At 72.2% G+C, this 22,283-nt stretch carries 23 protein-coding genes; 10 read left to right on the forward strand and 13 right to left on the reverse strand.

Annotation, left to right across the window (positions count from 1 at the left end; all coding sequences use genetic code 11):
* Window positions 1-76: 76 nt before the first annotated feature.
* The 3 genes from P0Y31_RS01315 to P0Y31_RS01325 form a co-directional block, all read right to left on the reverse strand.
* Window positions 77-1,405, reverse strand: a complete 1,329-nt coding sequence (locus P0Y31_RS01315) for a DUF1343 domain-containing protein (RefSeq protein ID WP_275866276.1) — start codon at window positions 1,403-1,405, stop codon at window positions 77-79.
* Window positions 1,406-1,500: 95 nt separating this feature from the next.
* Window positions 1,501-3,300, reverse strand: a complete 1,800-nt coding sequence (locus P0Y31_RS01320) for a glycoside hydrolase family 3 protein (RefSeq protein WP_275866277.1) — start codon at window positions 3,298-3,300, stop codon at window positions 1,501-1,503.
* Between the two features lie 130 nt (window positions 3,301-3,430).
* Window positions 3,431-3,694, reverse strand: a complete 264-nt coding sequence (locus tag P0Y31_RS01325; protein WP_275866278.1) for a hypothetical protein — start codon at window positions 3,692-3,694, stop codon at window positions 3,431-3,433.
* Between the two features lie 107 nt (window positions 3,695-3,801).
* Here P0Y31_RS01325 and P0Y31_RS01330 point away from each other — a divergent pair, with 107 nt between their 5' ends.
* A complete protein-coding gene (locus P0Y31_RS01330) occupies window positions 3,802-5,709 on the forward strand; it encodes a propionyl-CoA synthetase (RefSeq protein ID WP_275866279.1) in 1,908 nt (635 codons plus the stop codon).
* On the opposite strand, the gene P0Y31_RS01335 is transcribed toward P0Y31_RS01330, so the two are convergent.
* Entirely contained in the window at window positions 5,700-6,095 is a 396-nt protein-coding gene (locus tag P0Y31_RS01335; RefSeq protein WP_275867058.1) for a VOC family protein, read from the reverse strand. The two genes, P0Y31_RS01330 and P0Y31_RS01335, sit on opposite strands and share 10 nt — an antisense overlap.
* Before the next feature lie 202 nt (window positions 6,096-6,297).
* Here P0Y31_RS01335 and P0Y31_RS01340 point away from each other — a divergent pair, with 202 nt between their 5' ends.
* The 3 genes from P0Y31_RS01340 to P0Y31_RS01350 are packed head-to-tail and all read left to right on the forward strand — an operon-like array spanning window position 6,298 to window position 8,824.
* A complete protein-coding gene (locus P0Y31_RS01340; protein ID WP_275866280.1) occupies window positions 6,298-7,305 on the forward strand; it encodes a sigma-70 family RNA polymerase sigma factor in 1,008 nt (335 codons plus the stop codon).
* Complete coding sequence (locus P0Y31_RS01345) at window positions 7,302-7,904, forward strand: TIGR03086 family metal-binding protein (protein WP_275866281.1); 603 nt, start codon at window positions 7,302-7,304, stop codon at window positions 7,902-7,904. The genes P0Y31_RS01340 and P0Y31_RS01345 overlap by 4 nt, the downstream gene beginning before the upstream one ends.
* Window positions 7,901-8,824, forward strand: coding sequence for an AEC family transporter (locus P0Y31_RS01350; RefSeq protein ID WP_275866282.1), 924 nt, complete (start codon window positions 7,901-7,903; stop codon window positions 8,822-8,824). The genes P0Y31_RS01345 and P0Y31_RS01350 overlap by 4 nt, the downstream gene beginning before the upstream one ends.
* Window positions 8,825-8,827: 3 nt before the next feature.
* Here the strand turns inward: P0Y31_RS01350 and P0Y31_RS01355 are convergent, their stop codons facing one another.
* Window positions 8,828-9,841 carry an NAD-dependent epimerase/dehydratase family protein gene (locus P0Y31_RS01355; protein ID WP_275867060.1) on the reverse strand — a complete coding sequence of 338 codons (1,014 nt, stop codon included), beginning with the start codon at window positions 9,839-9,841 and terminating at the stop codon, window positions 8,828-8,830.
* A gap of 101 nt (window positions 9,842-9,942) precedes the next feature.
* On the reverse strand, window positions 9,943-11,547 hold the full coding sequence (locus tag P0Y31_RS01360; RefSeq protein WP_275866283.1) for a helicase HerA-like domain-containing protein: 1,605 nt from the start codon (window positions 11,545-11,547) through the stop codon (window positions 9,943-9,945).
* A 92-nt stretch (window positions 11,548-11,639) separates the two neighbouring features.
* Here P0Y31_RS01360 and P0Y31_RS01365 point away from each other — a divergent pair, with 92 nt between their 5' ends.
* From P0Y31_RS01365 to P0Y31_RS01380, 4 genes are all read left to right on the forward strand, one after another.
* The gene (locus P0Y31_RS01365) at window positions 11,640-11,936 is read left to right on the forward strand and encodes a type II toxin-antitoxin system VapB family antitoxin (protein WP_275805584.1); all 297 of its coding nucleotides are present in this window, start codon (window positions 11,640-11,642) and stop codon (window positions 11,934-11,936) included.
* A 42-nt stretch (window positions 11,937-11,978) separates the two neighbouring features.
* The gene (locus P0Y31_RS01370) at window positions 11,979-12,515 is read left to right on the forward strand and encodes a LytR C-terminal domain-containing protein (RefSeq protein WP_275866284.1); all 537 of its coding nucleotides are present in this window, start codon (window positions 11,979-11,981) and stop codon (window positions 12,513-12,515) included.
* Window positions 12,516-12,517: 2 nt separating this feature from the next.
* Window positions 12,518-12,721 carry a hypothetical protein gene (locus P0Y31_RS01375; RefSeq protein WP_275866285.1) on the forward strand — a complete coding sequence of 68 codons (204 nt, stop codon included), beginning with the start codon at window positions 12,518-12,520 and terminating at the stop codon, window positions 12,719-12,721.
* 62 nt (window positions 12,722-12,783) lie between these two features.
* Window positions 12,784-13,176 carry a hypothetical protein gene (locus P0Y31_RS01380; RefSeq protein WP_275866286.1) on the forward strand — a complete coding sequence of 131 codons (393 nt, stop codon included), beginning with the start codon at window positions 12,784-12,786 and terminating at the stop codon, window positions 13,174-13,176.
* A gap of 21 nt (window positions 13,177-13,197) precedes the next feature.
* Here P0Y31_RS01380 and P0Y31_RS01385 read toward each other — a convergent pair whose 3' ends face one another.
* A complete protein-coding gene (locus P0Y31_RS01385; protein ID WP_275866287.1) occupies window positions 13,198-13,554 on the reverse strand; it encodes an SPW repeat protein in 357 nt (118 codons plus the stop codon).
* Window positions 13,555-13,808: 254 nt separating this feature from the next.
* Between P0Y31_RS01385 and P0Y31_RS01390 the strand changes: the two genes are divergently transcribed.
* Window positions 13,809-15,044: an acetyl-CoA hydrolase/transferase C-terminal domain-containing protein gene (locus P0Y31_RS01390; RefSeq protein ID WP_345803600.1), complete on the forward strand. Its 1,236-nt coding sequence runs from the start codon at window positions 13,809-13,811 to the stop codon at window positions 15,042-15,044.
* Window positions 15,045-15,078: 34 nt separating this feature from the next.
* Here the strand turns inward: P0Y31_RS01390 and P0Y31_RS01395 are convergent, their stop codons facing one another.
* Complete coding sequence (locus P0Y31_RS01395) at window positions 15,079-16,005, reverse strand: universal stress protein (RefSeq protein WP_275866288.1); 927 nt, start codon at window positions 16,003-16,005, stop codon at window positions 15,079-15,081.
* A 76-nt stretch (window positions 16,006-16,081) separates the two neighbouring features.
* Window positions 16,082-16,654, reverse strand: a complete 573-nt coding sequence (locus tag P0Y31_RS01400; RefSeq protein WP_275866289.1) for a hypothetical protein — start codon at window positions 16,652-16,654, stop codon at window positions 16,082-16,084.
* Between the two features lie 247 nt (window positions 16,655-16,901).
* Between P0Y31_RS01400 and P0Y31_RS01405 the strand changes: the two genes are divergently transcribed.
* On the forward strand, window positions 16,902-17,351 hold the full coding sequence (locus P0Y31_RS01405; protein WP_275866290.1) for a pyridoxamine 5'-phosphate oxidase family protein: 450 nt from the start codon (window positions 16,902-16,904) through the stop codon (window positions 17,349-17,351).
* A gap of 3 nt (window positions 17,352-17,354) precedes the next feature.
* Here the strand turns inward: P0Y31_RS01405 and P0Y31_RS01410 are convergent, their stop codons facing one another.
* The 4 genes from P0Y31_RS01410 to P0Y31_RS01425 are packed head-to-tail and all read right to left on the reverse strand — an operon-like array spanning window position 17,355 to window position 22,255.
* Window positions 17,355-18,518 carry a glycerate kinase gene (locus P0Y31_RS01410; protein ID WP_275866291.1) on the reverse strand — a complete coding sequence of 388 codons (1,164 nt, stop codon included), beginning with the start codon at window positions 18,516-18,518 and terminating at the stop codon, window positions 17,355-17,357.
* Window positions 18,519-18,525: 7 nt separating this feature from the next.
* On the reverse strand, window positions 18,526-19,842 hold the full coding sequence (locus tag P0Y31_RS01415) for a Gfo/Idh/MocA family oxidoreductase (RefSeq protein ID WP_275866292.1): 1,317 nt from the start codon (window positions 19,840-19,842) through the stop codon (window positions 18,526-18,528).
* Window positions 19,839-21,179 carry a glycogen debranching protein gene (locus tag P0Y31_RS01420; RefSeq protein WP_275866293.1) on the reverse strand — a complete coding sequence of 447 codons (1,341 nt, stop codon included), beginning with the start codon at window positions 21,177-21,179 and terminating at the stop codon, window positions 19,839-19,841. The genes P0Y31_RS01415 and P0Y31_RS01420 overlap by 4 nt, the downstream gene beginning before the upstream one ends.
* The gene (locus tag P0Y31_RS01425; RefSeq protein WP_275866294.1) at window positions 21,176-22,255 is read right to left on the reverse strand and encodes an ABC transporter ATP-binding protein; all 1,080 of its coding nucleotides are present in this window, start codon (window positions 22,253-22,255) and stop codon (window positions 21,176-21,178) included. The genes P0Y31_RS01420 and P0Y31_RS01425 overlap by 4 nt, the downstream gene beginning before the upstream one ends.
* Window positions 22,256-22,283: the final 28 nt, after the last annotated feature.

Raw genomic sequence — 22,283 nt, forward strand, 5'->3', positions numbered from 1 at the left:
GTGGTGAGGACGCTACCGACCGCGACGGCGGCAGCCAGGGCTCGCACCCGCATCTGCTCTCCCCTGCTCTTCCCGGTCAGGCGGCCGGGCCGCTGTAGATGAGGTACTGCTGGCGGCGCCGGTCGAACTCGGCTAGCTCCTCGCGCCACGCGCCCACGACCTCGTCGGCCGAGGCGCCGGCCGTGATCTGGTCGCGCAGCCTGGTGGAGCCGGTGAGCTTGTCGATCCAGTACGGCCGGGCAGCGTCCCACGTGTCCTTGCGCCAGGCGAAGTCGGTGTAGAGCGCCCGGGCCGCGACCAGCATCTCCACGCCGACGCGCATCGGGTCGAAGGTGCGCGGGTCGGTGATGTGCACCTGCACGCCGCCGCAGACCTTGCCCTGGTGCTTGCTGAACGTCGGGTTGAAGTACGCCTCACGGAAGCCCGCGCCGGGCAGGTCGAGGGCCGCGAGTCGCTCGGCCCAGCGGTAGTCGACGAACGGCGCGCCGACCAGCTCGAACGGTCGCGTGGTGCCGCGACCCTCCGAGAGGCTGGTGCCCTCGAACATCCCGGTGCCGGGGTAGACCAGCGCGGTGTCGGGCGTGGGCATGTTGGGGCTCGGCATGACCCACGGGAGCCCGGTCGCGGCATACGGCATGTCGCGGCGCCAGCCGCTCATCTCGACGACCTGCAGCTCGGTGAGCCGGGCGCCGACCTCCGCCTCGAGGAACTCGCCGTCGAAGAACCGGGCCAGCTCGCCGACCGTCATGCCGTGGGCCTGGACGATCTCCTTGGCGCCGACGCCCGAGGTGTAGGCGGTGGTCATCATCGGCCCGTGGGCCGTGCCGCCGATGGGGTTGGGCCGGTCGAGCACGACGAAGCGGGCGCCGGTCTGCACGGCCGCCTTCATCGCCGTGTACATCGTCCAGATGTAGGTGTAGAAGCGGGCCCCGGCGTCCTGGATGTCGAAGACGACGGTGTCGACGCCGGCCGCCCGGAACATCGAGGCCATCTTGTCCGTGCCCGCGCCGTAGGAGTCGTAGACGGTCAGTCCGGTGCGGGCGTCGGTGAAGGTGCCCTCCGAGCCACCGGCCTGTGCCGTGCCGCGGAAGCCGTGCTCGGGACCGAACACGCCTCTGATGTCGACGGATCCGGCCTCGTGCATCTCGTCGACGATGGTGCGCAGGTTCGTGAGGATGCCGGTCGGGTTCGTGATGATGCCGACCTTGCGGCCGGACAGGGCCGCCCACCCGTCCGCGGCGGCCCGGTCGGCGCCCGGAGTCACCGGGCGGGAGGGGTAGGTGACGTTGGCGGGCGGCGGCGCAGCGGCGCGCGGACCGGCCTGGGCCGCCGTGGCGGCGAGGGGCACAGCGGCGGCGCCGAGGGCGCCTGCGGTCAGCAGCTGTCGGCGGTTGAGGCTGGTCATGTCAGTGCTCTCCGAGTCTGTCTCTGCGTGGTTCGGGGTATTGGCGAGCGCAGTAGCCCGCGGCAATACCCCGAACCGCGACGGGTGAGGTGGCGTCAGTAGCCCAGGCCGTGGCCGAAGGGGTAGAGCGTCGTGGTCGGGTCGCCGGCCACCGGGATGCTGACGGGCAGCTTCCCGGTGGGGCTGACCTGTCCCGTGATCACGCGAGCGACGGCGTCGATGGCGACCGGGCTGTACGAGTAGGTCGCCAGGTAGGTCGGCGCGTCGGTGAAGTAGGCGATGTCGTAGGGGTCGCGGGTGGCGACCACGACGACCGGCTTGCCCGTGGCCAGGAGGGACTTCACCAGCTTCTGCTGGGCCGGCGAGGTCCACGCCTTCATCGTCGTGACGACCACCGCATCGCTGTCCTGGGCTGCGGCCACGGCGTCGGCGATCTTCGCGTCGCTCGGTGCGGTGCCGGACTCCTTCACCGTGGTCGTGGCCCCCTTCGCCGTGAAGGCCTTGGCGAGCGTGGAGGTCACGGTGACGCCGTAGCCGGCCACGAGCACCTTCTTGCCGCCGACGGCCAGCGGCAGCGTCGCGTCGTCGTTCTTGACCATGGTGGTGGTGCGGTCGGTCACCTCGTCGGCGACCGCCAGGTGCGCGGGGGTGCCGACGACGGAGGACACGGCAGACGGGTCGGCGTACGGGTCGGCGACGACGCCCCGCTCGTACTTCAGCTCCAGGACCCGACGCACCTTGGCGTCGAGGTCAGCAGCGGAGATCCGGCCGGACTCCACGGCCGCCAGCACGGCGGCATACGCCTCGTCCATCGCGGGCGTCATGAGGAGCTGGTCGGCGCCCGCCTCGAGGGCCCGCACGGCCACCTCGGCGTCGCCGTACTTCTCGCGAACGCCTTTCATCTCCAGCGCATCCGTGACGATGACGCCGTCGAAGCCGAGCTCCTCACGAAGCAGGCCGGTGAGGATCGGCTTGCTCAGGGTGGCCGGGTCACCGGAGTTGTCGAGCGCCGGGAAGGCCAGGTGGGCGGTCATGATCATGTCGATGCCCTCGGCGATGGCCGCCTTGAACGGCGGGGCGTCCATCTGCTCCCACTGCTCACGGGTGTGCGTGATGACCGGGAAGGCCACGTGGCTGTCGGTGGCGGTGTCGCCGTGGCCGGGGAAGTGCTTGGCCGACGCGGAGACACCACCGTCCTGCTGGTAGCCCTTGACCTGGGCGCCGACCATCGAGGCGGCGAGCGCCGGGTCGGAGGAGAACGACCGGGTGCCGATCACCGGGTTGAGCGCGTTGACGTTGGTGTCGGCGACCGGCGCGAAGTTGGTGTTGACGCCCATGGCCCGCAGCTCCTCGCCCGTGATGGCGGCGGCCGTGCGGGCGTCGTCGGTGCTGCGACCCGCGCCGAGCGCCATCGAGCCCGGGAACTGCGTCGCCGGCGGGCCGATGCGGGTCACCACGCCCTGCTCCTGGTCGATGGCGATCTGCAGCGGCACGTCGACCTTGGAGTCGCGCGACAGGGCGGCCTTCTGGAGGCCGTTGGAGAGGGCGGTGATCTGGTCGGGGTTCTTCACGCTGTCGGTCCAGGCGAAGTAGATGACGCCGCCGAGGTGGTACTTCTGCACGACCTCCGCGGGCGAGGCGACGCCGTAGAGCGGGACGTTGCGCGGGTCCGGGGTGGTCGCGTCGGAGCCGTAGACCTGCTGCACGAACAGCTGGCCGACCTTCTCCTGCAGCGTCATGCGCGCCATCGTGGAGGTGACCCAGCCGTTGTCGGCGGGCGGCGGCACGACGGGATCGCCGGACTGGGCCGAGGCTGCCGGCACGGCGCACGCGAGCGCCCCTGCTGCTGCCACACCGGCGACGAACGCGCGACGGGTCGGTGAGAACCGGGACATGGAACCTCCACAATGCTGTGAACAATTCACGGACTGATCAGCCCGCCTGCAACTTAGACACGCGTTGGGTCAGGGGACAATGCCCTTTTGGTTCAGGGTTTGGTCAAGAAACGCCGCTGGGCGGACGGGCTCAGGCGGTCCAGCCCAGCCACGCCTCGCCGGCGGTCAGGGCGGCCCACCACCAGGCGAAGGCGACCACCGGCAGGGCCAGCACCCAGTAGGGCCGGGTCTTGCGCCAGCGCCAACCCACCCAGACGAAGAGCACCCAGCAGAGCAGGAGCGCGACCACGGCCCAACCCGGCGCGACCAGGCCGGAGGCGATGTAGAACGGCAGCACGGCGACCATGGCCGCAAGTCCCACCCACGGCAGCACGACGCGCCAGTCAGGTCCCATGCCGGGCATCGTGGCACAGCGACCGTTCACCGACGCGCAGAACGCACCCACCGCACGGGACGTCCGGCCCATGGCGCGTCGCGACGCGTCTCCCGCACGATGGCCCCATGACCCAGGGTGCCTACGCCGCTGCCTACGCCGAGAGCCTCACCGACCCGGACGCGTTCTGGGGCCGAGCCGCCGGGGCCATCGACTGGATCACCCCGCCGACCCGCGTGCTCGACGACGACCGGCCGCCCTTCTACCGGTGGTTCACCGGCGGTGCGCTCAACACCTGCCACAACGCGCTCGACCGCCACGTGGCGGCGGGGCGCGGCGACCAGGCGGCGGTGATCTACGACAGCCCCGTCACCGGCACGCGTCGCACCCTGACGTATGCCGGGCTGCTCGACGAGGTCTCGCGGTTCGCCGGCGTGCTCGACTCGCTCGGCGTCGAGAAGGGCGACCGGGTCGTCATCTACATGCCGATGGTGCCCGAGGCGGTCGTCGCGATGTTGGCCTGCGCCCGCATTGGCGCCGTGCACTCCGTGGTGTTCGGAGGGTTCGCGCCCGGCGAGCTGTCGGTGCGCATCGAGGACGCCGAGCCCAAGGTGGTCGTCACGGCCTCGTGCGGCATCGAGCCCAAGCGGGTGGTGGAGTACAAGCCGATGCTCGACGCCGCACTGGACCGCAGCAGCCACAAGCCCGAGTCGGTCATCGTCCTCCAGCGCGAGCAGGCCAGGGCCGCGGTCGGTGAACGCGACACCGACTGGGAGGAGATGGAGTGGGCCGACCTCATGCGGGACGCCGAGCCCGTCGACTGCGTCGAGGTCGCCGCCACCGACCCGCTCTACGTCCTCTACACCTCCGGCACCACCGGCCGACCCAAGGGCATCGTCCGCGACAACGGCGGCCACGCGGTGGCGCTGCGCTGGTCGATGGAGAACGTCTACGACATCGGTCCCGGCGACGTCTGGTTCACGGCCAGCGACGTCGGCTGGGTCGTCGGCCACTCCTACATCGTCTACGCCCCACTGCTCACCGGTGCGACCACCGTTCTCTACGAAGGGAAACCGGTCGGCACCCCCGACGCCGGCGCGTTCTGGAAGGTGATCGCCGACCACCGCGTGAAGGCCATGTTCACCGCGCCCACGGCATACCGGGCCATCAAGCGGGAGGACCCGGACGGTGCGCTGATGCGGGGGCACGACCTCTCGTCGCTGCGGACCGTCTTCCTGGCCGGTGAGCGGCTCGACCCCGACACCTGGGAGTGGGCGTCGAGGATGCTCGGGGTGCCCGTCATCGACAACTGGTGGCAGACCGAGACCGGGTGGCCCATCGCGGCCAACCTCAGGGGTCTCGAGCCGATGCCGGTCAAGCCGGGGTCGCCGTCGGTGCCCGTGCCCGGGTATGCCGTGGAGGTGCTCGACGAGCGCGGCGCACCCGTGCCTGCGGGCACCGAGGGCGCCATCTGCATCAGGCTGCCCCTCCCACCCGGCACCCTCCCCACGCTGTGGCACGACGACGAGCGCTACGTGGCCGGCTACCTCAGCGCCTTCGACGGCTACTACCTCACCGGCGACGGCGGGCTGGTGGACGAGGACCGCTACCTGTTCGTGATGGGCCGCACCGACGACGTGCTCAACGTCGCCGGACACCGGCTGTCGACGGGCTCCATGGAGGCGGCGCTCGCCGGCCACGAGGCGGTGGCGGAGTGTGCCGTGATCGGCGTGCACGACGACTTCAAGGGCCAGCTGCCCAGGGCCCTCGTCGTGCTCAAGGCGGGAGTCGACGGCGACGGCGACGGCGACCGCATCCGCGCCGAGCTCGTCAAGCGGGTGCGCGACGAGGTCGGTGCGGTCGCGGCGCTGCACCAGGTCGACATCGTCCCTGCGCTGCCCAAGACCCGCTCCGGCAAGATCCTGCGCAAGACGATGCGCGAGATCGCCGACGGCAAGCCGGCCACCGTGCCGGGCACGATCGAGGACGCGTCGGTGCTCGACACCCTGAGACCGGTGCTGCGACCTCAGTCCTGAGACCCCGGGGGGTCCATGTGCATGACCTCCCAGACGTGGCCGTCGAGGTCCTGGAAGCTGCCGCCGTACATCGGGCCGTCGGAGAAGGTGTCCTTCCACGGCTTCCCGCCGGCCTCGATCGCCCTGCGCACCAGGTCGTCGACCTCCTGACGGCTCTCGGCGCTGAGGCAGTTGAGCACCTCGGTCACCAGCGAGGCGTCGGCGACCTCGCCGTTGACGAAGGTCCGGAAGAAGTCCTCGCGCAGCAGCATCACGAAGATGTTGTCGGCCAGCACGACGCAGGCCGCCTTGTCGTCGGAGAACTGCTCGTTGATCGAGAACCCGAGGGCCCCGAAGAAGCCGCGGGAGGCCGACAGGTCCTTGACGGGCAGGTTGACGAAGATCATGCGGGACACGTGGGCCTCCTCGGGACGGTGCGGCCCTGTCGGCCGCCGCTGCGTGGTCGTATGCCGTGTGGACCGGCACCGCGGTCCGGACTCATCGGCGTTCGCGGTATCTGCGCGCGCCATGGCGCTCGGCATCACCCCGAACCGGGAAGGCAGGGAGTTCTCGCGATGAGTTCCCCAGCCGGCGTCGGTCAGTACAGTCATGAGCGTGCCCCAGACGCAGGTCGACGAGGACTTCCTGGCCCAGGCCGAGGGCTACCGGCGCGAGCTGTTCGCGCACTGCTACCGCATGATGGGCTCCGCCCACGACGCCGAGGACCTCGTCCAGGAGACCTACCTGCGGGCCTGGCGGGCCTACCACGGCTTCGAGGGCCGGTCGTCGATGCGCACCTGGCTGCACCGCATCGCCACCAACGCCTGCCTGTCGGCCCTCGAGGGCCGCAGCCGCCGGCCGATGCCAACGGGTCTCGGCGCCCCCGCGCTGCCCGGTGACGCACCGCTCGTGCAGCAGGCCGAGGTGCTGTGGCTGGAGCCGGTGCCCACCACCTTCGTGGCGGACCCCCAGGACCCGGCCAGCATCGTCGACGGCCAGGCCGGCGTGCGGCTCGCCCTCATCGCGGCGCTGCAGCACCTGCCCCCACGCCAGCGAGCCGTGCTCATCCTGCGGGAGGTGCTGCGCTGGTCGGCCGCGGAGGTGGCCGAGGCGCTCGAGACCACCACGGCGTCGGTCAACAGCGCCCTCCAGCGCGCCCGCGCCACCCTCGACGCCGCAGCCCTGACCGAGGCCGACCTCCTCGAGCCCACCGACCCCGCCCAGCGCGAGCTGCTCGACCGCTACGCCCGCGCGATGGAGCTCAAGGACATCGCCACCATCGTCAGCCTGTGCTCGAAGGAGGCGGTCTGGGAGATGCCCCCGTTCGTGGGGTGGTACCAGGGTGCAGAGACCATCGGCCTGCTCATCGACGTCAACTGCCCTGCGGGGCCGGGCCAGCTGCGCATGGTGCCGACGACCGCGAACGGCCAGGCCGCCTTCGGCATGTACTACCTCACCGACGACGGCACCTACCGCCCGTTCCAGCTGCACGTTCTCGAGCTGCGCGGCGGCGAGGTGGCCCACGTCTCCGCGTTCTTCGACCACTCGCTCTTCGCGCTCTTCGGGCTGCCGGACCTCCTCGACGCCGACACCCCGCTGTACTCGCCGACGCCATGAGCCTGCAGCCGGGAGCCACGCCCGTGACTGCCGGCACTGAGCTGCTCGAACGGGCGCTGGCGTTCACCCGCGGCACCCTCGCCCTCGTCACGCCCGACCACCTCGAACGGCCGACGCCGTGCTCCGCCTGGCGTCTGCGCGACCTGCTCGGCCACATGGAGGACTCCCTCGTGGCGCTGCACGACGCGGCCGCCGAGGGCAGCGTCACGCTGGCACCGTGGCCGCCCGGCGCACCGGGCGACGAGCCGGCCGTGGTCGCCTCGCTGCGGCACCACGGCTGTGCCCTGCTCGGCGCGTGGGCCCGGCTCGAGCACGACCAGCCGGTCGCCGTCGGGGGCAGGCCCCTCCCCGCCAGCACGGTCGCCGTCGTGGGCGCCCTCGAGGTGGCGGTGCACGGGTGGGACGTCGCCCGGTCCTGCGGCCGGACATGGTCGCTTCCCGAGGGCCTGGCGCGCGAGCTGCTGCGGCACGTCGACGCCCTGGTCGGGGCGGAGGACCGCGGCGTCCGCTTCGCCGACCCCGTACAGCTCCCGCCCGGGCGTCCACCCAGTGACCGTCTGCTCGCGCTGACCGGTCGAGCGCCAGACTGGGGTGCGTGACAGGGGTCTTCGAGGGGTTCGCGACCATCGGCGCGGTCATCGCCCTCGGTGCCCTGCTGGCCCAGCTCAAGGTGCTCGACCTCACCGCCCAGGTGCTGCTGTCGAGGCTGGCCTTCTTCGTCGCCAGCCCCGCGCTCATGGTGGTGACCCTGTCCTTCACCGACGTCTCGGCGGTGCTCTCGCGCAACCTCGTCGCCTCGGTCGCGGGAGTCGCGGTGGCGGGTGGCGCGTATGCCGTGCTGGCTCGCCTCGCGTGGCACCGGCCGCTGGGCCACACCGTGATCGGCACCCTCGCGGCCAGCTACGTCAACGCGGGCAACCTCGGCATCCCGATCGCCGCCTACGTGCTGGGCAACGCGGCCTACGTGGCCCCGACGCTGCTCCTCCAGCTGCTCGTGCTGCAGCCCCTGGCCCTTGCCGTGCTCGACGCCGACGCACGCGGAGGGAGGGTGCCGGTGAGGCTGGTGCTGACCCGGCCGTTCACCAACCCGCTGACCGTCGGCTCACTCATCGGGCTGGCCCTCGCCGTGACTGGGTGGACCCTGCCCGGCGCGGTGCAGGACCCGCTCGAGCTCGTGGCGGGCATGGCCGTTCCCGCGATGCTCATCGCCTACGGGATCGCCCTGCGACTGGGTCCGGGCCTGGGGGCGGGCGGGTCGGCCGGCGAGGTGGCTGTGACGTCGGCGCTCAAGCTGGTCGCCCAGCCGCTGACGGCCTACCTCGTGGCGCACTTCCTGCTCGGCGTCGACGGCCACGCCCTGCTGGCGATCGTCGTCACCTCGGCCCTTCCCACCGCGCAGAACATCTTCGTGCACGCCACGCGCTACGACCGCGGCACGGTGCTGGCCCGCGACACCATCCTGGTGACGACGGTGGGCTCGGTGCCGGTCATCCTGCTGGTCGCCGCCCTGCTCGGCTGAGGGTCACCGGGCCGATAGGACGCGACCAGCCTGCCGGCGCGAGATGTGGCCCGCCTCGGCCAGCCAGACCACGCAGTCGCGCAGCGTCTCCTCCAGCGGCGGGGCCTGCACCCCGAGCTCGGCCCGCGCCGTCGAGTCGTCGAAGTGGGCGTCGGCCACCAGGGTGGCGGTGGCCTCGTGGTCGGCGGGAAAGCGCCAGGCCGGGGGCAGGTGCCGCTGGGCGCCGTCGAGCGCCCGCGTGAACGGAAGCACGACGCGTGCGGGCAGGTCGACGTGGGGAAGGCGCCGGCCGGTGAGCCTCGACAGGGTCTCGAACAGCTCCGGCCCGCCGAGCGGGTGCCCGGGCACGACGTACCTGCCCTGACGGCGGCCACTGCCGAGGACGGCGGCCACGACCTCGGCCACGGTCCGCACGTCGGTGTGGTGCAGCTCGCCTTCCGCCCAGATCGGGAACAGACCGCGCAGCAGCCAGCGGAGCCGGTTCATCTGCTCCCCGAGGTAGGGGTCGTGGGGCCCGATGCAGGCGCCGGGGTAGATGCACACCACGGGCGCCCCGGCGTCCTGCAACCCCCGGGCCAGCTGCTCGGAGCGGCGCTTGGAGGTGGCATAGGGCAGGTCGAGCTCTCCCAGGGCCAGGTCGGGCCCACCCCCGCGACCTCCGATGAGCGCGACGACCGACGACATGTGCACCACCGGCGCCAGCCCCCGTTCCACGGCAGCGGTCAGGACGGTGGCCGTCGCCGCCTCGTTGGTGCGCGCCACCTCGTCGGCACGGCGGGTGTCGAGGGAGAAGACGGCGGCGGCGTGCACCACGGCATCGACTCCCTGGAGGGCGCGTGCCACGGCGAAGTGGTCCCGCACGTCGCCGAGCACCAGGTCGTCGGGTGCCCATCCGTGCGGCGCGAAGGTCAGGGGCACCTGCTCGGGCCGGCGCACCAGCAGCCGGATGTCGTGGCCGGCGCGGTGCAGCGCCGCGACCGTGTGCGACCCGACGAAGCCGGTGCCGCCGGTGACCATCACCCGCACGCGTCCGAGGGTGCCGTGGCCGGCCGCCCTGCGCCATCGGCGTTTGGCGTAGGCCCTGCGGGGCTGTCAGGGGCGGCCCCTGGGCGGTGCCGTCAGCGGCGACGTCGGGCGGTGCCGAAGATCGAGCGGGTGATCTCCCGGCCGATCACCGTGCCCGCCGAGCGGAGCATCGAGCGGAAGGCGCTCGACTGCACCACCTGCTCGACCATGCCCGGCTCCTCCTTGGGCTGGCGGCGGGCGGGAGCCCCGGACTCCTCGCGGCGAGGAGCCCGCGCCGGGGCCGGGGCCGGCTCCTCCTCAGGGGTGGGCGCGGCGGCCAGGCGGGCCTGCAGCTTCTCGTAGGCGGACTCACGGTCGGCCACCGCGGCATACGTCCGCGCCAGCGGCGAGGAGGCGACGGCCTGCGCGACCACCGCCTCGTCCGAGGGGGCCATGAGCGACTGGGGCGCGACCATCCGGGTCCACGCGACGGGGGTGGGCGCGCCCTTCTCCGAGAGCACCGTCACGACGGCCTCGCCGGTGCCCAGCGTGGTGAGCAGCTCGGAGAGGTCGTAGTCGGTGTGCGGGTAGGTGGAGACGGCGGCCTTGAGCGCCTTGGCATCGTCGGGAGTGAAGGCACGCAGGGCGTGCTGGACGCGGTTGCCCAGCTGGGCGAGCACGTCGGAGGGCACGTCCTTCGGGCTCTGGGTGACGAAGAAGACGCCTACGCCCTTGGACCGGATGAGCCGGACGGTCTGCTCGATGGCGTCCTGGAAGGCCTTGCTGGCCTCGTCGAAGAGCAGGTGTGCCTCGTCGAAGAAGAAGACCAGCTTGGGCTTGTCGAGGTCACCGACCTCGGGCAGGTCGTGGAACAGGTCGGCGAGCAGCCACATGAGGAAGGTCGAGAACAGCTGCGGGCGGTCCTGCACGGCGGGCAGCTCGAGGCACGTGACCATCCCCCGTCCGTCGCCGGCGGTGCGCAGCAGGTCGGCCGTGTCGAACTCCGGTTCGCCGAAGAAGACGTCGGCGCCCTGGTCGGAGAAGGTGATGAGCTCGCGCAGGATCACCCCTGCCGTCGCCGAGGACAGCCCGCCGAGCGCCTTGAGCTCGGCCTTGCCCTCGTCGGAGGTGAGGTGCGAGATGACGGCGCGCAGGTCCTTGAGGTCCAGCAGGGCCAGGCCGTTCTTGTCGGCGTAGTGGAACACCAGCCCCAGGCTCGACTCCTGGGTGTCGTTGAGCCCGAGGACCTTCGCAAGCAGGGTCGGCCCGAACGAGGTGATGGTCGCGCGCACGGGGATGCCCGTGCCGAGGCCCCCGAGCGACAGGAACTCGGTCGGGTATGCCGTGGGCGCCCACTGCTGCCCCACGTCGGCGGAGCGGGCGGCCAGCTTCTCGTTGGAGACCCCGGGACTGGCCATCCCGGACAGGTCGCCCTTGATGTCGGCGAGGAAGACCGGCACCCCCTGCGCCGACAGCTGCTCGGCGATCAGCTGGAGGGTCTTGGTCTTGCCGGTGCCGGTCGCCCCCGCCACGAGGCCGTGCCGGTTGAGCGACGACAGCGGGAGGCGCACGGGTGCGTCGGCGTGCGCGTGTCCGTCGACGACGGCGGCGCCGAGGTGAAGCGCAGCGCCCTCGGACGCGTAACCGGCTCGGATCGCGTCCAGCTGGTCGCTGCCTGCCGGGGTGGTCGCGGGACTGTCGGTCGCCTTGTCCGTCACGCTCGGCACTCTAGTGCGGGCCCTTCCCGCCCGCCCGGTCCACGACGGGAGCCGCGAAGGCGAGCCCGCGGCATACCGCCTATCGTGTCCGCGTGATCTTCAAGGCTGTCGGTGACACCCGCCCCTACCCCGACCACGGCAAGGACGCCGTCCGGGACTGGGCAGACGTGCCCCCGCGCATGGTGCGCCTCGAGGAGCTCATCACCACGAAGCGGACCCTCGACCTCGGCCAGCTGCTGGCGGAGGACTCGACGTTCTACGGCGACCTGTTCGCGCACGTCGTCGAGTGGCAGGGCAACCTCTACCTCGAGGACGGGCTGCACCGCGCGCTGCGGGCGGCACTGCAGCAGCGTCCTACCCTGCACGCGCGCGTCCTCGTGCTTGACTAGGCGCTGACCGCGCCGAGGGGGCGCGCCACACGGAGGTGGCGGGTGAGCTACATCGTCGAGTCGGGGGCTTCGAGCTCCCGCCGGAGCCGCCGCCGCCGCGCCCTCATCACCCTGGCCGTCGTGGCGCTCATGCTGTTCTTCGCCTTCTGGTACGCCTACTCGTACTACCGCACGTCGTCGGAGCCGACCGCCGCCCCGGCGCCCACGTGCGCCACGACGGCTCCGGCCAAGGCCGGCGCAGCGCCCCGGCCCGCCGACATCACCGTGAACGTCTACAACGCCACGGACCGCGCCGGCCTGGCGGCGAAGACCGCCGCCGAGGTCCGCGAGCGCGGCTTCGACGTCGCAACCATCACGAACGACCCGCTGCGGCGCACGGTCACCGGGCCGGCGGAGGTCCGCTACGGGAAGTCGGGCACCGCGAAGGCCAAGGTGGTCCTCGGCCTGGTCAAGGGCGCCAAGCCGGTGCGTGACGGCAGGGTCGACGGCTCAGTCGACCTCGTGCTGGGCGAGAAGTTCACGGCCCTGGTGAAGCGGCCCGCGGCCCCGGCGGCCGAGCCGTCGGCCCCTGCCTGCTGACCATGCGCGCCGTGTTCTACGAGCGGGACGACGCGTCGACGGCGGCCGACGCGCTGCACGCCAAGGGGTATGCCGCGTGGTTGCGCAAGGAGCGCTTCCACGGCGAGGACGACGAGCTCGACCACCCGTGGGCCCTCGAGACCGACGCACCCGACGACGTGGTGACTGGACTCGTCACCGAGGAGACCGGCTGGCTCGAGCGGTAGCCGCCGCTCGGCCCCGACCGACGGGGGGCCTGCGCGCACAGAGCCTGACGTAGCGTGGACGCATGATCTCGGTGGACCTGGCCCGGCAGCTGTCGTCGGCCGGGGTGATGTGGCAGCCGGAGCCTGGCGACCGGTTCACGATCGACGAGCCCGACCTGCTCGGCGACCTGTTCTGGATCAGCGAGCTCACGATCGAGCTGCACCACTACCAGGACCAGTCGGTGCTGGGGTTCAACGGCACCACCGAGTGGGCGCTCGACTCGGTGCCGCTCGACATCGCGTTGTGGCTGCCCCGCGAGGACCAGCTCAGGTCGCTGCTCGGCAGCCGGTTCGCGCGACTGAGCCGGAACGGTGCCGGCTGGGTGGTGGGCGTGCACGACGGCGTCGGGGTGGTCGAGTTCGCCCACCCCGACGTCGAGTGTGCCTATGCCCTGGCTCTCCTCAGCCTCGCCTGACTGCTGGGGAGTCGTGCCCGGCTAGGGAGTGGCGCCCGCGTGCCGCTGGTGCGTACGGGTGACCTGCAGGTCCAGGGCACCGACGACGAGCGTGATCGCACCGACGATCCATGCCGTCCAGGCCATGGCCGTGGTGTCGGCGAACCCCATGACCCACGGCGAGATGATGAACAGCGCGCCCATCAGCGCCGTGAGGCCCTCGACCGACAGCATGTCGGGCCGCACCAGCTCGATGACGGAGAGCACCACGGTGGCTGCACCGAGGACGATCATGGTCGTCGTCGCCCGGTCCTCCGTCGTGGTCCAGATGGGGGACAACAGCGCATAGGCGCCGGCGATGAGGACGATGAAGTCCTGCGGGTGGATCTTCTGCTTCACGGGAAAACCCCTTTCGTGCACCGGGGTCCGTCGATCCGAGGCGGGCCAACACCACAATTCTCAGCCGCTGCGAACGCCCGGTCAATGAGCCGCCGGCGACGCCCGGGACCTTCGACCCCAATCGGGCCCCACGGACGCGTTGACCGCGGCCCAGCCGTCATTCACTGGCAGGATCGGGGTGTGCCGGGTGGCGGCCCAGGGTGCCCCAGCTCCCCCGCCGCGGTGGTGTTCCGATTCGAGGGGAAGGACCTGACGTGAGGGTGGTCGAGCTGGAGGAGGCGGTTCGCCTCGCCGAGGCGGTGCAGGCCGTGGGCGCCGAGCCGCGAGTGGTCACCAGCGGCAACTTCGCGACGCCACTGCCGCTGCTGGAGGCGATCGCCGCGCAGCTGCCGGCCTTCCGGCTGCACCTGCTGAACCCCCAGCGCGGCCTGCCCCTGCACGACGGCGTCGTGCCCGAGACGATGTTCGTGGGACCGGGCTTCCGTGGGCACCCGCGGCTGGCCTACGTGCCGAGCCGTCTCTCGCTGGCACCCCGCCTGTTCTCCGCCACGCTCCCGCCGGACATCGTCCTCATCCACACGACCCTGCCGCGCGACGGGATGGTCTCGCTGGGCACGGAGGTCAACGTCCTGCCCGCGGCGATCGAGGCGGTCCGCGCCCGGGGCGGCCTGGTGCTCGCGCAGCTGAACCCGCTCATGCCCTGGACCTTCGGCGATGCCCTCGTGCCCGTCGACCAGATCGACGCCGGCGTCGAGGTGGAGCAGCCGCTGGCCGTGCACACCCCGTCCCCGCCCGACCACACCTCCGCGCACATCGGCGCCCAGGTCGCGGCGGCGATCGGCGACGGCGCGACCATCCAGGCGGGCATCGGCGCGGTGCCCGACGCCACCGTGGCCGGACTCATCGACCGGCGCGGGCTGCGGGTGTGGACCGAGATGTTCAGCGACGGGATCCTCGCGCTCGAGCAGGCGGGGGCCCTCGACCCGGAGGTGCCCATCAACACCTCGTTCGTGTTCGGGTCGGCCGAGCTCTACGAGTGGCTCGACGGCAACGAGCGCGTCATGCTGCGCCGCACCGAGGTCACCAACTCCCCGGCCCGTATCGCCGAGCAGCGGATGATGACCTCGGTCAACACTGCGCTCCAGATCGACCTGTTCGGCCAGGCGAACGCGTCGCGGATCAACGCCCGGATCTACTCGGGCTTCGGGGGCCAGACGGACTTCACCGTGGGCGCCCTGCAGTCCCCCGGCGGCCAGGCCTTCATGGCACTGCGCTCGTGGCACCCCAAGGCCGACTGCTCGACGATCGTGCCGCTCGTCGACGAGCCCGTGACGTCCTTCCAGCACACGGCCGTCGTGACCGAGCAGGGCGTGGCGCGCATCGCCGGCCTCGACGAGCGCACGCAGGCTCGCAACCTCATCGAGCACGCCGCCCACCCGGCCGTGCGCGACGAGCTGCGCGAGGAGGCCCGGGCCCTGGGCCTGCTCTGACCGGCGCCCGGTGGGGCGCCGGCCGGCTCGAGGATCAGACGTCGGCCTCGTACGCCTCGTCCGGCGCGTGCACGACCAGCACGGGGCTCTCCGCGATGTGCACCAGGCCGCGGCTGACCGACCCGAGGATCAGGCTGCGGAAGCCTCCCCGTCCGCGTGACCCCACGACCACCACCCCGGCGGTCTTCGAGCGCTCCGCGAGCGCGTATGCCGGCCGGTCGCGCACCGCGGTGTACTCGACGTCGAGTGCGGGATGGTTGCGCCGGATGCGCTCGCGCGCCTGGGCGAGGACGGCCTTGGCGGTGCCCGCGGCGGCATCGGCGAGCTCCTCCTCCGGGTAGACGTCCAGCCACGGCGTCACGCCCACCCACCCCGTGACGGGCACCTGGTAGGCGGCGACCACGTGCAGGGCGGCACCGGCACGCTCGGCGAGCTCGGAGGCCTCGTCGACCGCGGCGTTCGAGGCGGGCGAGCCGTCGACACCGACCACCACGGGGGCGCCGGGTCCCGGCACCCGGGTGGACGCGCCACGCACCACGGCCACAGGGCACTGCGAGTGCGCCGTGACGCCGAACGCCACGGAGCCGAGCAGGGTGCCCACGAGGTCACCGTGGCCCCGGTTGCCCACGACGACGAGGACCGCGCTGCGGGAGGCGGCGACGAGGGCCGCCGCGGCAGTATCGATGACCAGGCTCGACTCGACCACGAGGCCGGGGTCGGTCTTGCGGGCCCGCTCGACCGCGTCGGCAAGCACCTCGCGGGCCGCCCCCTCGATCTTCGCCAGGGCCCACGGGGCTCCGGAGTCCATGGGCATGGGGAGGGCGGCGCCGAGCTCCACGGCGAGGACGACCTTGAGCGGAACCCCACGCCGTGCCGCCTCCGCCGCCGCCCAGTCCAGGGCCGCGGTCGAGGTCGCCGAGCCGTCGAAGCCCACCACGACGCCGGCGAAGTTGCTGCTCATCTCGTCCTCCTCCGCAGGGCGATGGGGTGGTCGGGCCCTCGCGGCCCCGGCCACCCCGGGTTGGTCATGTATGTCGCTACTTCAGCCAGCCGTTCTTCTGCACGAAGGACAGCTGCTCCCACTTGGCGCCCAGTCCCAGTGTGCGGCCTGCGCCGGCGAGGGCGAGGGCCACGAGCACCATCGCGTAGACGAGGTGGTCGTCCATGAAGGGGTTGTTGGCCAGCGGTAGCTCCGCGGCCCACATGAGGACGAGGAGCAGCGAGCCGGTGGCGGCCGCGATCCGCATCCCGATGCCGAGGAGGAGGGCCAGGCCGATGCCTGCCAGGCCGGCCATGAACAGCCAGTCGGCCCACGCCTGTCCGGCCATGCCGTTGAAGAAGTCCTTGAAGGTGCCCTCGGCGCCCTTCAGGAAGCCGGTCGTGGGGCTGCCGCCGTTGATCCAGGCACGCTCGGTCGGCGTCGCGAAGCCGAGGCCGAACAGCTTGTCGATGAAGGCCCACGCGAACACCCAGCCGATGCTCAGGCGGATGGCTGCGTTCACGTAGCGCAGCGCCTTGCCGGAAGCGGTCTCGGGTGCGATGACCTCAGGGTGGACGAAGTTGGGGTCCGGTAGTCGGGTACCCGATTGGCTCCGGTGCTTGGTGCTCATGGCTTGTCCCTCCTAGGTGTTCTTGCCACTTCAGCACTCTCAGGTTCCCCCGCGGCGCCGGCACGGTTCAGGGGACTAGGGCACCAGCCGGGGGGACCAAGGACCCCCTGACCACCCCGGACGACCGCGGACCGGGGCGCGCGCCGGCGCGGCGGCGGCATACGGGCCGTTGGCCCCTGCCGGCTCACGCATGCCGTGGGCAGACTTGGCGTGTGGGCGCGGTGTCGCGCCCCGCTGGGAGGTAGCCATGGACGAGTCGCTTGCCCCGATGGAGCACCTGACGGTGTCGGAGTCGTGGTCCCTGGTGCGCTCGGTGCCGGTGGGCCGGCTCGCGGTGGTGGTCGACGGCAAGCCGGAGATCTTCCCGCTGAACCACGTGGTCGACCAGGGGACGCTCGTCTTCCGCACGGCCGAGGGCACCAAGCTCGCGGGGGCGGTGGGGCACGACGTCGCCTACGAGGTCGACGGCATCGGGCAGGAGGGCGCGGTCGCGTGGAGCGTCGTCATCAAGGGCCGGGCCCGTGAGGTGGCGCGGCTGCACGAGTCCCTCGAGGCGCTGGACCTGCCCCTCCAACCCTGGCACCGCGGGCCGAAGCCGAGGGTGGTGCGCATCGAGCCGGAGGAGGTCCACGGCCGGCGGTTCACGGTGACGCTGACGCCGGCGCGGCCGCCGGCTCCCCACGCCGGCGAGGAGTAGCTCTCAGGTCGGGACGGACGACCGCCACCACAGCGCCAGGCGGCGCCCGGTCTCCTCGAGCAGCCGTGGCGCCTCAGCCATGCACCGGGCCGGATCGGGCTCGAGGTCCATCAGGGTCCACACGGCCTCGATGCCGGCGGTGGCGGCCTGCGCGGGGGTCACGGCCGCCCGGCCCGCCACAGCCACCGCCCGCGCCCCGGCGTCCCGAGCGATGCGTGCCGTCGCCACCGGTCCCTTGCCCCGCAGGCTCTGCTCGTCGAGCGAGCCCTCACCGACGACGACGAGCACGCCGGGACCGAGGTGCTGACGGAAACCGGTGGCGTGCAGGAGGATCGGCGTTCCGGGGCGCAGGTCGGCACCCAGGACGGCTGCCAGGGCGAACCCGACGCCACCGGCTGCCCCGGCACCGGGGAGGTCGCGCAGGTCGCAGCCCGTCGCCGCGGAGACCACCTCCGCCCACCGCCGCAGCGCTCGCTCCAGCAGCTCGACGTCCTCCGGCGAGGCTCCCTTCTGCGGGGCGTAGACCGCGGCCGCACCATGGGGACCCAGCAACGGGTTGTCCACGTCGCAGGCCACCACCACCTCGGTCTCGCGCAGGCGGGGGTCGAGCCCGCCGAGCCCGAGAGAGGCCACGTCGAGCAGGGCCGCCCCTCCCGGGGTCAGGTCCGTGCCATCGGCGGACGTCACACGGGCACCCAGTCCGGCGAGCAGCCCCGCCCCGCCGTCGGTCGTGGCGCTGCCACCGATGGCGACCGTCACGTGCCGCACCCCGCCGTCGAGGGCGTGCCGGACGAGCTCTCCCACACCGCGGGTCGTGGCGGATCGGGCCGTGTGCCGGGTCGGTCCGGGCACCGGCAGGCACCCCAGCCCCGCCGCGGCTGCCAGCTCCACCACGGCGCCCTCGTCGCCCACCGCGTACGAAGCCCGGACGCGGTCACCCAGAGGAGCGGTCACCGTCGTCTCCACACGACGCAGGCCTGCGCGGACGACGGCGTCCACGGTCCCCTCGCCGCCGTCGGCGATGGGGTGCTCGACGACAGGGACGTCGGGCAGGACGCTCCGCACGCCGCGGGCGATCGCGGCAGCCGCCTGCGCCGCGGTGACCGAGCCCTTGAACGAGTCCGGCGCCACCACGATGCGGGCCGGCGCGGCAACCGGTGCGGCCATGACGGGCTCAGACGTCCACGACCGCGCCACTGACCCGCGAACGCTCCGCCGCGAAGACGATCGAGTGGGTCATCAGGCTGGTCCTGCCGTCGGAGCTGAAGGCCGAGGGGTCGCCATCGGCGAGCGCGCGGACGAAGGCCGCGATCATCGCGGCGTCACCACCGGCGTGCCCCTCCCCCGCGGACGCACCGGCCACGGCCACCGGGTGCTCGGTCGTCTCCTGGGTCAGGAAGTCGTGGACCCAGACGCTGTTGCCGTTGGTGGTGATCTGGCCCCGGGTGCCGAAGATCCGGGTGTGCCGGTTCTCGACAGGGGTGAACGCCGACAGCGAGAAGCCGGCCGTCAACCCGTCCTCGTAGTCGATGCCGACGATCTGGTGGTCGCAGACGTCGTTGTCGCCCGCGTACACGCACCGCCCGTACGGTCCCTGCCGCAGTGCCCGGTCGAGTGCCTCGGCGGTCATCTCCGGCGCGACGACCGCGGTGAAGTAGCTCTCGCGGGCTGCCGGGTCGAGCCCCCTGCGGTAGATCCGCACGGCGGAGTAGGGGCAGGAGGGCTCGACGGGGCAGTCGACGCACCGCTCCGCGGCACCCTCCGGCGCCTGGTCCGGGCGGAAGTGGTTGAGCGAGCCGAACGACACCACGCGCCGCGCCGGGCGGTCGATGACGTAGCTCAGCCAGTCGATGTCGTGCGAGGACTTCGTCAGCAGCACCGGAGCCGCGACCTGTGTGCTGCGCCAGCTGCCCCTCACGTAGGAGTGCGCGAAGTGCCACGAACCGATCGGCTCGAGGTGCTGCACGTTGACGATGTCGCCGATGGTGCCGGCGTCGATCAGGCGCCGGATGAGCTGGGTGTAGGGGGTGTACCGGAGCACGTGGCACACGCCGAGGAAGACACCTGCCTTCTCGCAGGCCTCGACGATCTGCCAGCACTCGGCCTCGGTCGGGGCCATGGGCTTCTCGAGGAGGATGTCGTAACCCGCCTCGGCGAAGGCGGTCGCCGCGGCGCGGTGGTCGCGGTCCTGCACGGAGATGACGACCGCGTCACAGGTCCGGGGGGCGGCGGCGAGCTCCTCCCAGCATGCGAACTGCTGGGCGTCCTCGATGCCGTGCTCCGCCGCGATGGCGGCCCGGACCTCTGGTCGCGGCTCGGCCACGGCAGTGACCACGGCGCGACCCGCCGACGCCTGGAGGTGGCGGGCGTAGGCCATGCCCCGGGCGCCGGCGCCGGCGATGGCGAAACGCAGGGGGCGGGGCACGCTGGTGCCGGGGTGGTCTCGGAGGTTGACGGGAGTGTCCACCGGTGTGGCGGCGGTGCGGCTCATCGGCCCGCGGCGAGCCAGTCCAAGGCGGCGGCCGCGGTCCACGACTGGTCGTGGCTGCCCAGGGGGTCGCCCGTCAGGGGCTCGTAGTACTCCGCGCAGGTGAGGTCGGCGAGCTGGGCCAGCCCCTCCGACCGCCACCGCTCGGCGAGCTCCGTGTCCCCGTGGCGTTCGAGGGCCCACCAGAAGAGCCAGTTCATGACCGGCCAGATCGGGCCCCGCCAGTAGGTGCGGGGCCTGAAGCCGGGGTCGTCGGGTGACAGCGTCGGCGGCAGGGCGAACCGCAGCCGGGGGTGGCCGGCCCAGCGCGGGCCGGTGATGGTCTCGCGCTGCCGGGCCCGGACCTCGTCGTCGCCACCACAGAGCAACACGGAGAACGAGGCGAGCGACTCCGCGTCCGTCCAGGAGCCCGCGCGGGCGTCCCAGTCACGGCAGAGACCACTGTCGGGCGCGACGCTGGCGAGCACCGCTGCCCGGGCTCGTGCAGCGATGTCCATCTGGTCGGCCACCTCCTCCTCCATTCCGAGGTCGCGCCCGACAGTGGTGAGCTCTTCTGCAGCGACGGCGAGGATCGCCGTCATGAAGACGTCGCCCACCCGGAAGTCGATGACCTCCGCGATGCGGCTGTCGTCGTAGTCGACGGACCGCATCTGGGCGACGAGGTGGAGGTAGCGCTGGTACTCGGCATCCGACGGCCGCTCGGAGACGTCGGCGACGAGCGCGGTGTCGTGGCGCCGCAGCTCCTGCTCCTGGGCGACCGTGATCGCTGCGTAGGCGGAGTCCCAGCGCGGGGAGTTGTCCATGCCCGACTCCCACCCGTGGTGGATCTGCACCAACCCCTGCCCGTCGGGGTCCCGGGCGGTCGACAGCCAGCGGTGCCAGGCGGCCAGCCGGGGCACGGCCTCCGCAGCGAAGGCCCGCGCCTCCTCCTGCGCCGGCCCACCCTCGTCGGTCGCGATCTGCAGGATGCGGGCGAGCGCGATGGCGTGGACCGGTGGCTGGCAGATCCCGCTGGTCTGCACGCCCGCGGGCTTGGCCGGGGCCCGGTCGGTGCCCCACACATCCGGACCGGGGAAGTAGGTCGTCCCGGGCGAGAAGACGATGTGGGGGATCATCCCGGTGCTCCACTGTGCGGCCAGCAGGCTGCGCAGCTCGGTGACGGCCCGGGAGACGGAGACCCTCGCCAGACCGACCGAGATGAAGGCGGCGTCCCAGGACCACTGGTGCGGGTAGAGCCTGGGAGCGGCGGCGACCATCGTCCCCAGGTCGTTCTGAGCCAGCACCCGTCGTGCGGTCCGGTCGAGCTCGTCGACGTGCAGGTCAGCGCGCCGGTCGGTCATCGCAGGTCCAGCCCCATCCCGGTCTCGGGGTCGTAGAACCGCATCGACCGCGGGGCGAAGGAGAGGTTGACGGTCTGGCCGTGCGCCACCTCCACCTCCGGTGGCACCTGCACCTTGATCTCCTGCTCACCGACGTGGACCGTCAGCAGGGTTGCCGCGCCGAGCGGCTCGACCACGTCGATCCGTGCCGGAACGGCACCCTCGGTCTGCGGGTCCACCACCGAGATCGCCTCGGCGCGGATCCCGAGACGAACCGGCCCGTCGGGCAGGCCCGCGGGCCCCGGGACCTTGGTGTCGCCCACCGTGAGGGTGCCGCCGTCGACGCCGGCGTCTGATCTCGCGTCGAGGAAGTTCATCGGGGGCGAGCCGATGAACCCGCCGACGAACGTGTCCGCCGGGTGGTCGTAGACCTCGATCGGCTTGCCGAGCTGGGCGATCTGGCCGGTCCTCATCACGGCGATCCGGTCGCCGAGCGAGAGCGCCTCCACCTGGTCGTGGGTGACGTAGAGCGTGGTGGTGCCGATCTGCTCGACGATCCGCTTCAGCTCGGCGCGGAAGCTCAGCCGCAGCAGGGCATCGAGGTTCGACAGCGGCTCGTCCATCAGCAGCACGTCGGCATCCATCACGATGGCCCGGGCGACCGCCACGCGCTGGCGCTGCCCGCCGGAGAGCTGGGCCGGGAAGCGGTCGAGGTAGGGGCCGAGCTGCAGCAGGTCCGCCGCCCACGCCACCTTCTTCTCGATCTCGGCCTTGGGCATCTTGGCCATCGCCAGCCCGAAGGCGATGTTGTTGCGGACGCGGCGGTGGGGGAAGACGGCATACGACTGGAACACCATCGACAGGTTGCGCTTGTTGGGCGGGAGGTAGGTGACGTCCCGTCCCCCGATGTGGATGGACCCCTCGTCGGGGAGCTCCAGGCCGGCGACCATGCGCAGCAGGGTGGTCTTGCCGCAGCCGGAGGGCCCCAGCAGCACCATGAACTCGCCGTCGTCGACGTGCAGCGACACGTCGTCGGTGGCTCGCTCGGTCGAGCCCGGGTAGGTCTTGGCCAGGTTCTGGATGGTGATCTCAGCCATGGCGGTGGCTCGCTTTCGTCCGGTGCGG

It is taken from the genome of Knoellia sp. 3-2P3 (assembly GCF_029223115.1).
GTDB lineage: Bacteria > Actinomycetota > Actinomycetes > Actinomycetales > Dermatophilaceae > Pedococcus_A.

Coding starts and splice junctions, on each gene's coding strand:
- P0Y31_RS01315 (WP_275866276.1), bottom strand. CDS start 1,405: ATGACCAGCCTCAACCGCCGACAGCTGCTGACCGCAGGCGCCCTCGGC.
- P0Y31_RS01320 (WP_275866277.1), bottom strand. CDS start 3,300: ATGTCCCGGTTCTCACCGACCCGTCGCGCGTTCGTCGCCGGTGTGGCA.
- P0Y31_RS01325 (WP_275866278.1), bottom strand. CDS start 3,694: ATGGGACCTGACTGGCGCGTCGTGCTGCCGTGGGTGGGACTTGCGGCC.
- P0Y31_RS01330 (WP_275866279.1), top strand. CDS start 3,802: ATGACCCAGGGTGCCTACGCCGCTGCCTACGCCGAGAGCCTCACCGAC.
- P0Y31_RS01335 (WP_275867058.1), bottom strand. CDS start 6,095: ATGATCTTCGTCAACCTGCCCGTCAAGGACCTGTCGGCCTCCCGCGGC.
- P0Y31_RS01340 (WP_275866280.1), top strand. CDS start 6,298: ATGAGCGTGCCCCAGACGCAGGTCGACGAGGACTTCCTGGCCCAGGCC.
- P0Y31_RS01345 (WP_275866281.1), top strand. CDS start 7,302: ATGAGCCTGCAGCCGGGAGCCACGCCCGTGACTGCCGGCACTGAGCTG.
- P0Y31_RS01355 (WP_275867060.1), bottom strand. CDS start 9,841: ATGGTCACCGGCGGCACCGGCTTCGTCGGGTCGCACACGGTCGCGGCG.
- P0Y31_RS01375 (WP_275866285.1), top strand. CDS start 12,518: ATGCGCGCCGTGTTCTACGAGCGGGACGACGCGTCGACGGCGGCCGAC.
- P0Y31_RS01380 (WP_275866286.1), top strand. CDS start 12,784: ATGATCTCGGTGGACCTGGCCCGGCAGCTGTCGTCGGCCGGGGTGATG.
- P0Y31_RS01395 (WP_275866288.1), bottom strand. CDS start 16,005: ATGAGCAGCAACTTCGCCGGCGTCGTGGTGGGCTTCGACGGCTCGGCG.
- P0Y31_RS01400 (WP_275866289.1), bottom strand. CDS start 16,654: ATGAGCACCAAGCACCGGAGCCAATCGGGTACCCGACTACCGGACCCC.
- P0Y31_RS01405 (WP_275866290.1), top strand. CDS start 16,902: ATGGACGAGTCGCTTGCCCCGATGGAGCACCTGACGGTGTCGGAGTCG.
- P0Y31_RS01410 (WP_275866291.1), bottom strand. CDS start 18,518: ATGGCCGCACCGGTTGCCGCGCCGGCCCGCATCGTGGTGGCGCCGGAC.
- P0Y31_RS01415 (WP_275866292.1), bottom strand. CDS start 19,842: ATGAGCCGCACCGCCGCCACACCGGTGGACACTCCCGTCAACCTCCGA.
- P0Y31_RS01420 (WP_275866293.1), bottom strand. CDS start 21,179: ATGACCGACCGGCGCGCTGACCTGCACGTCGACGAGCTCGACCGGACC.
- P0Y31_RS01425 (WP_275866294.1), bottom strand. CDS start 22,255: ATGGCTGAGATCACCATCCAGAACCTGGCCAAGACCTACCCGGGCTCG.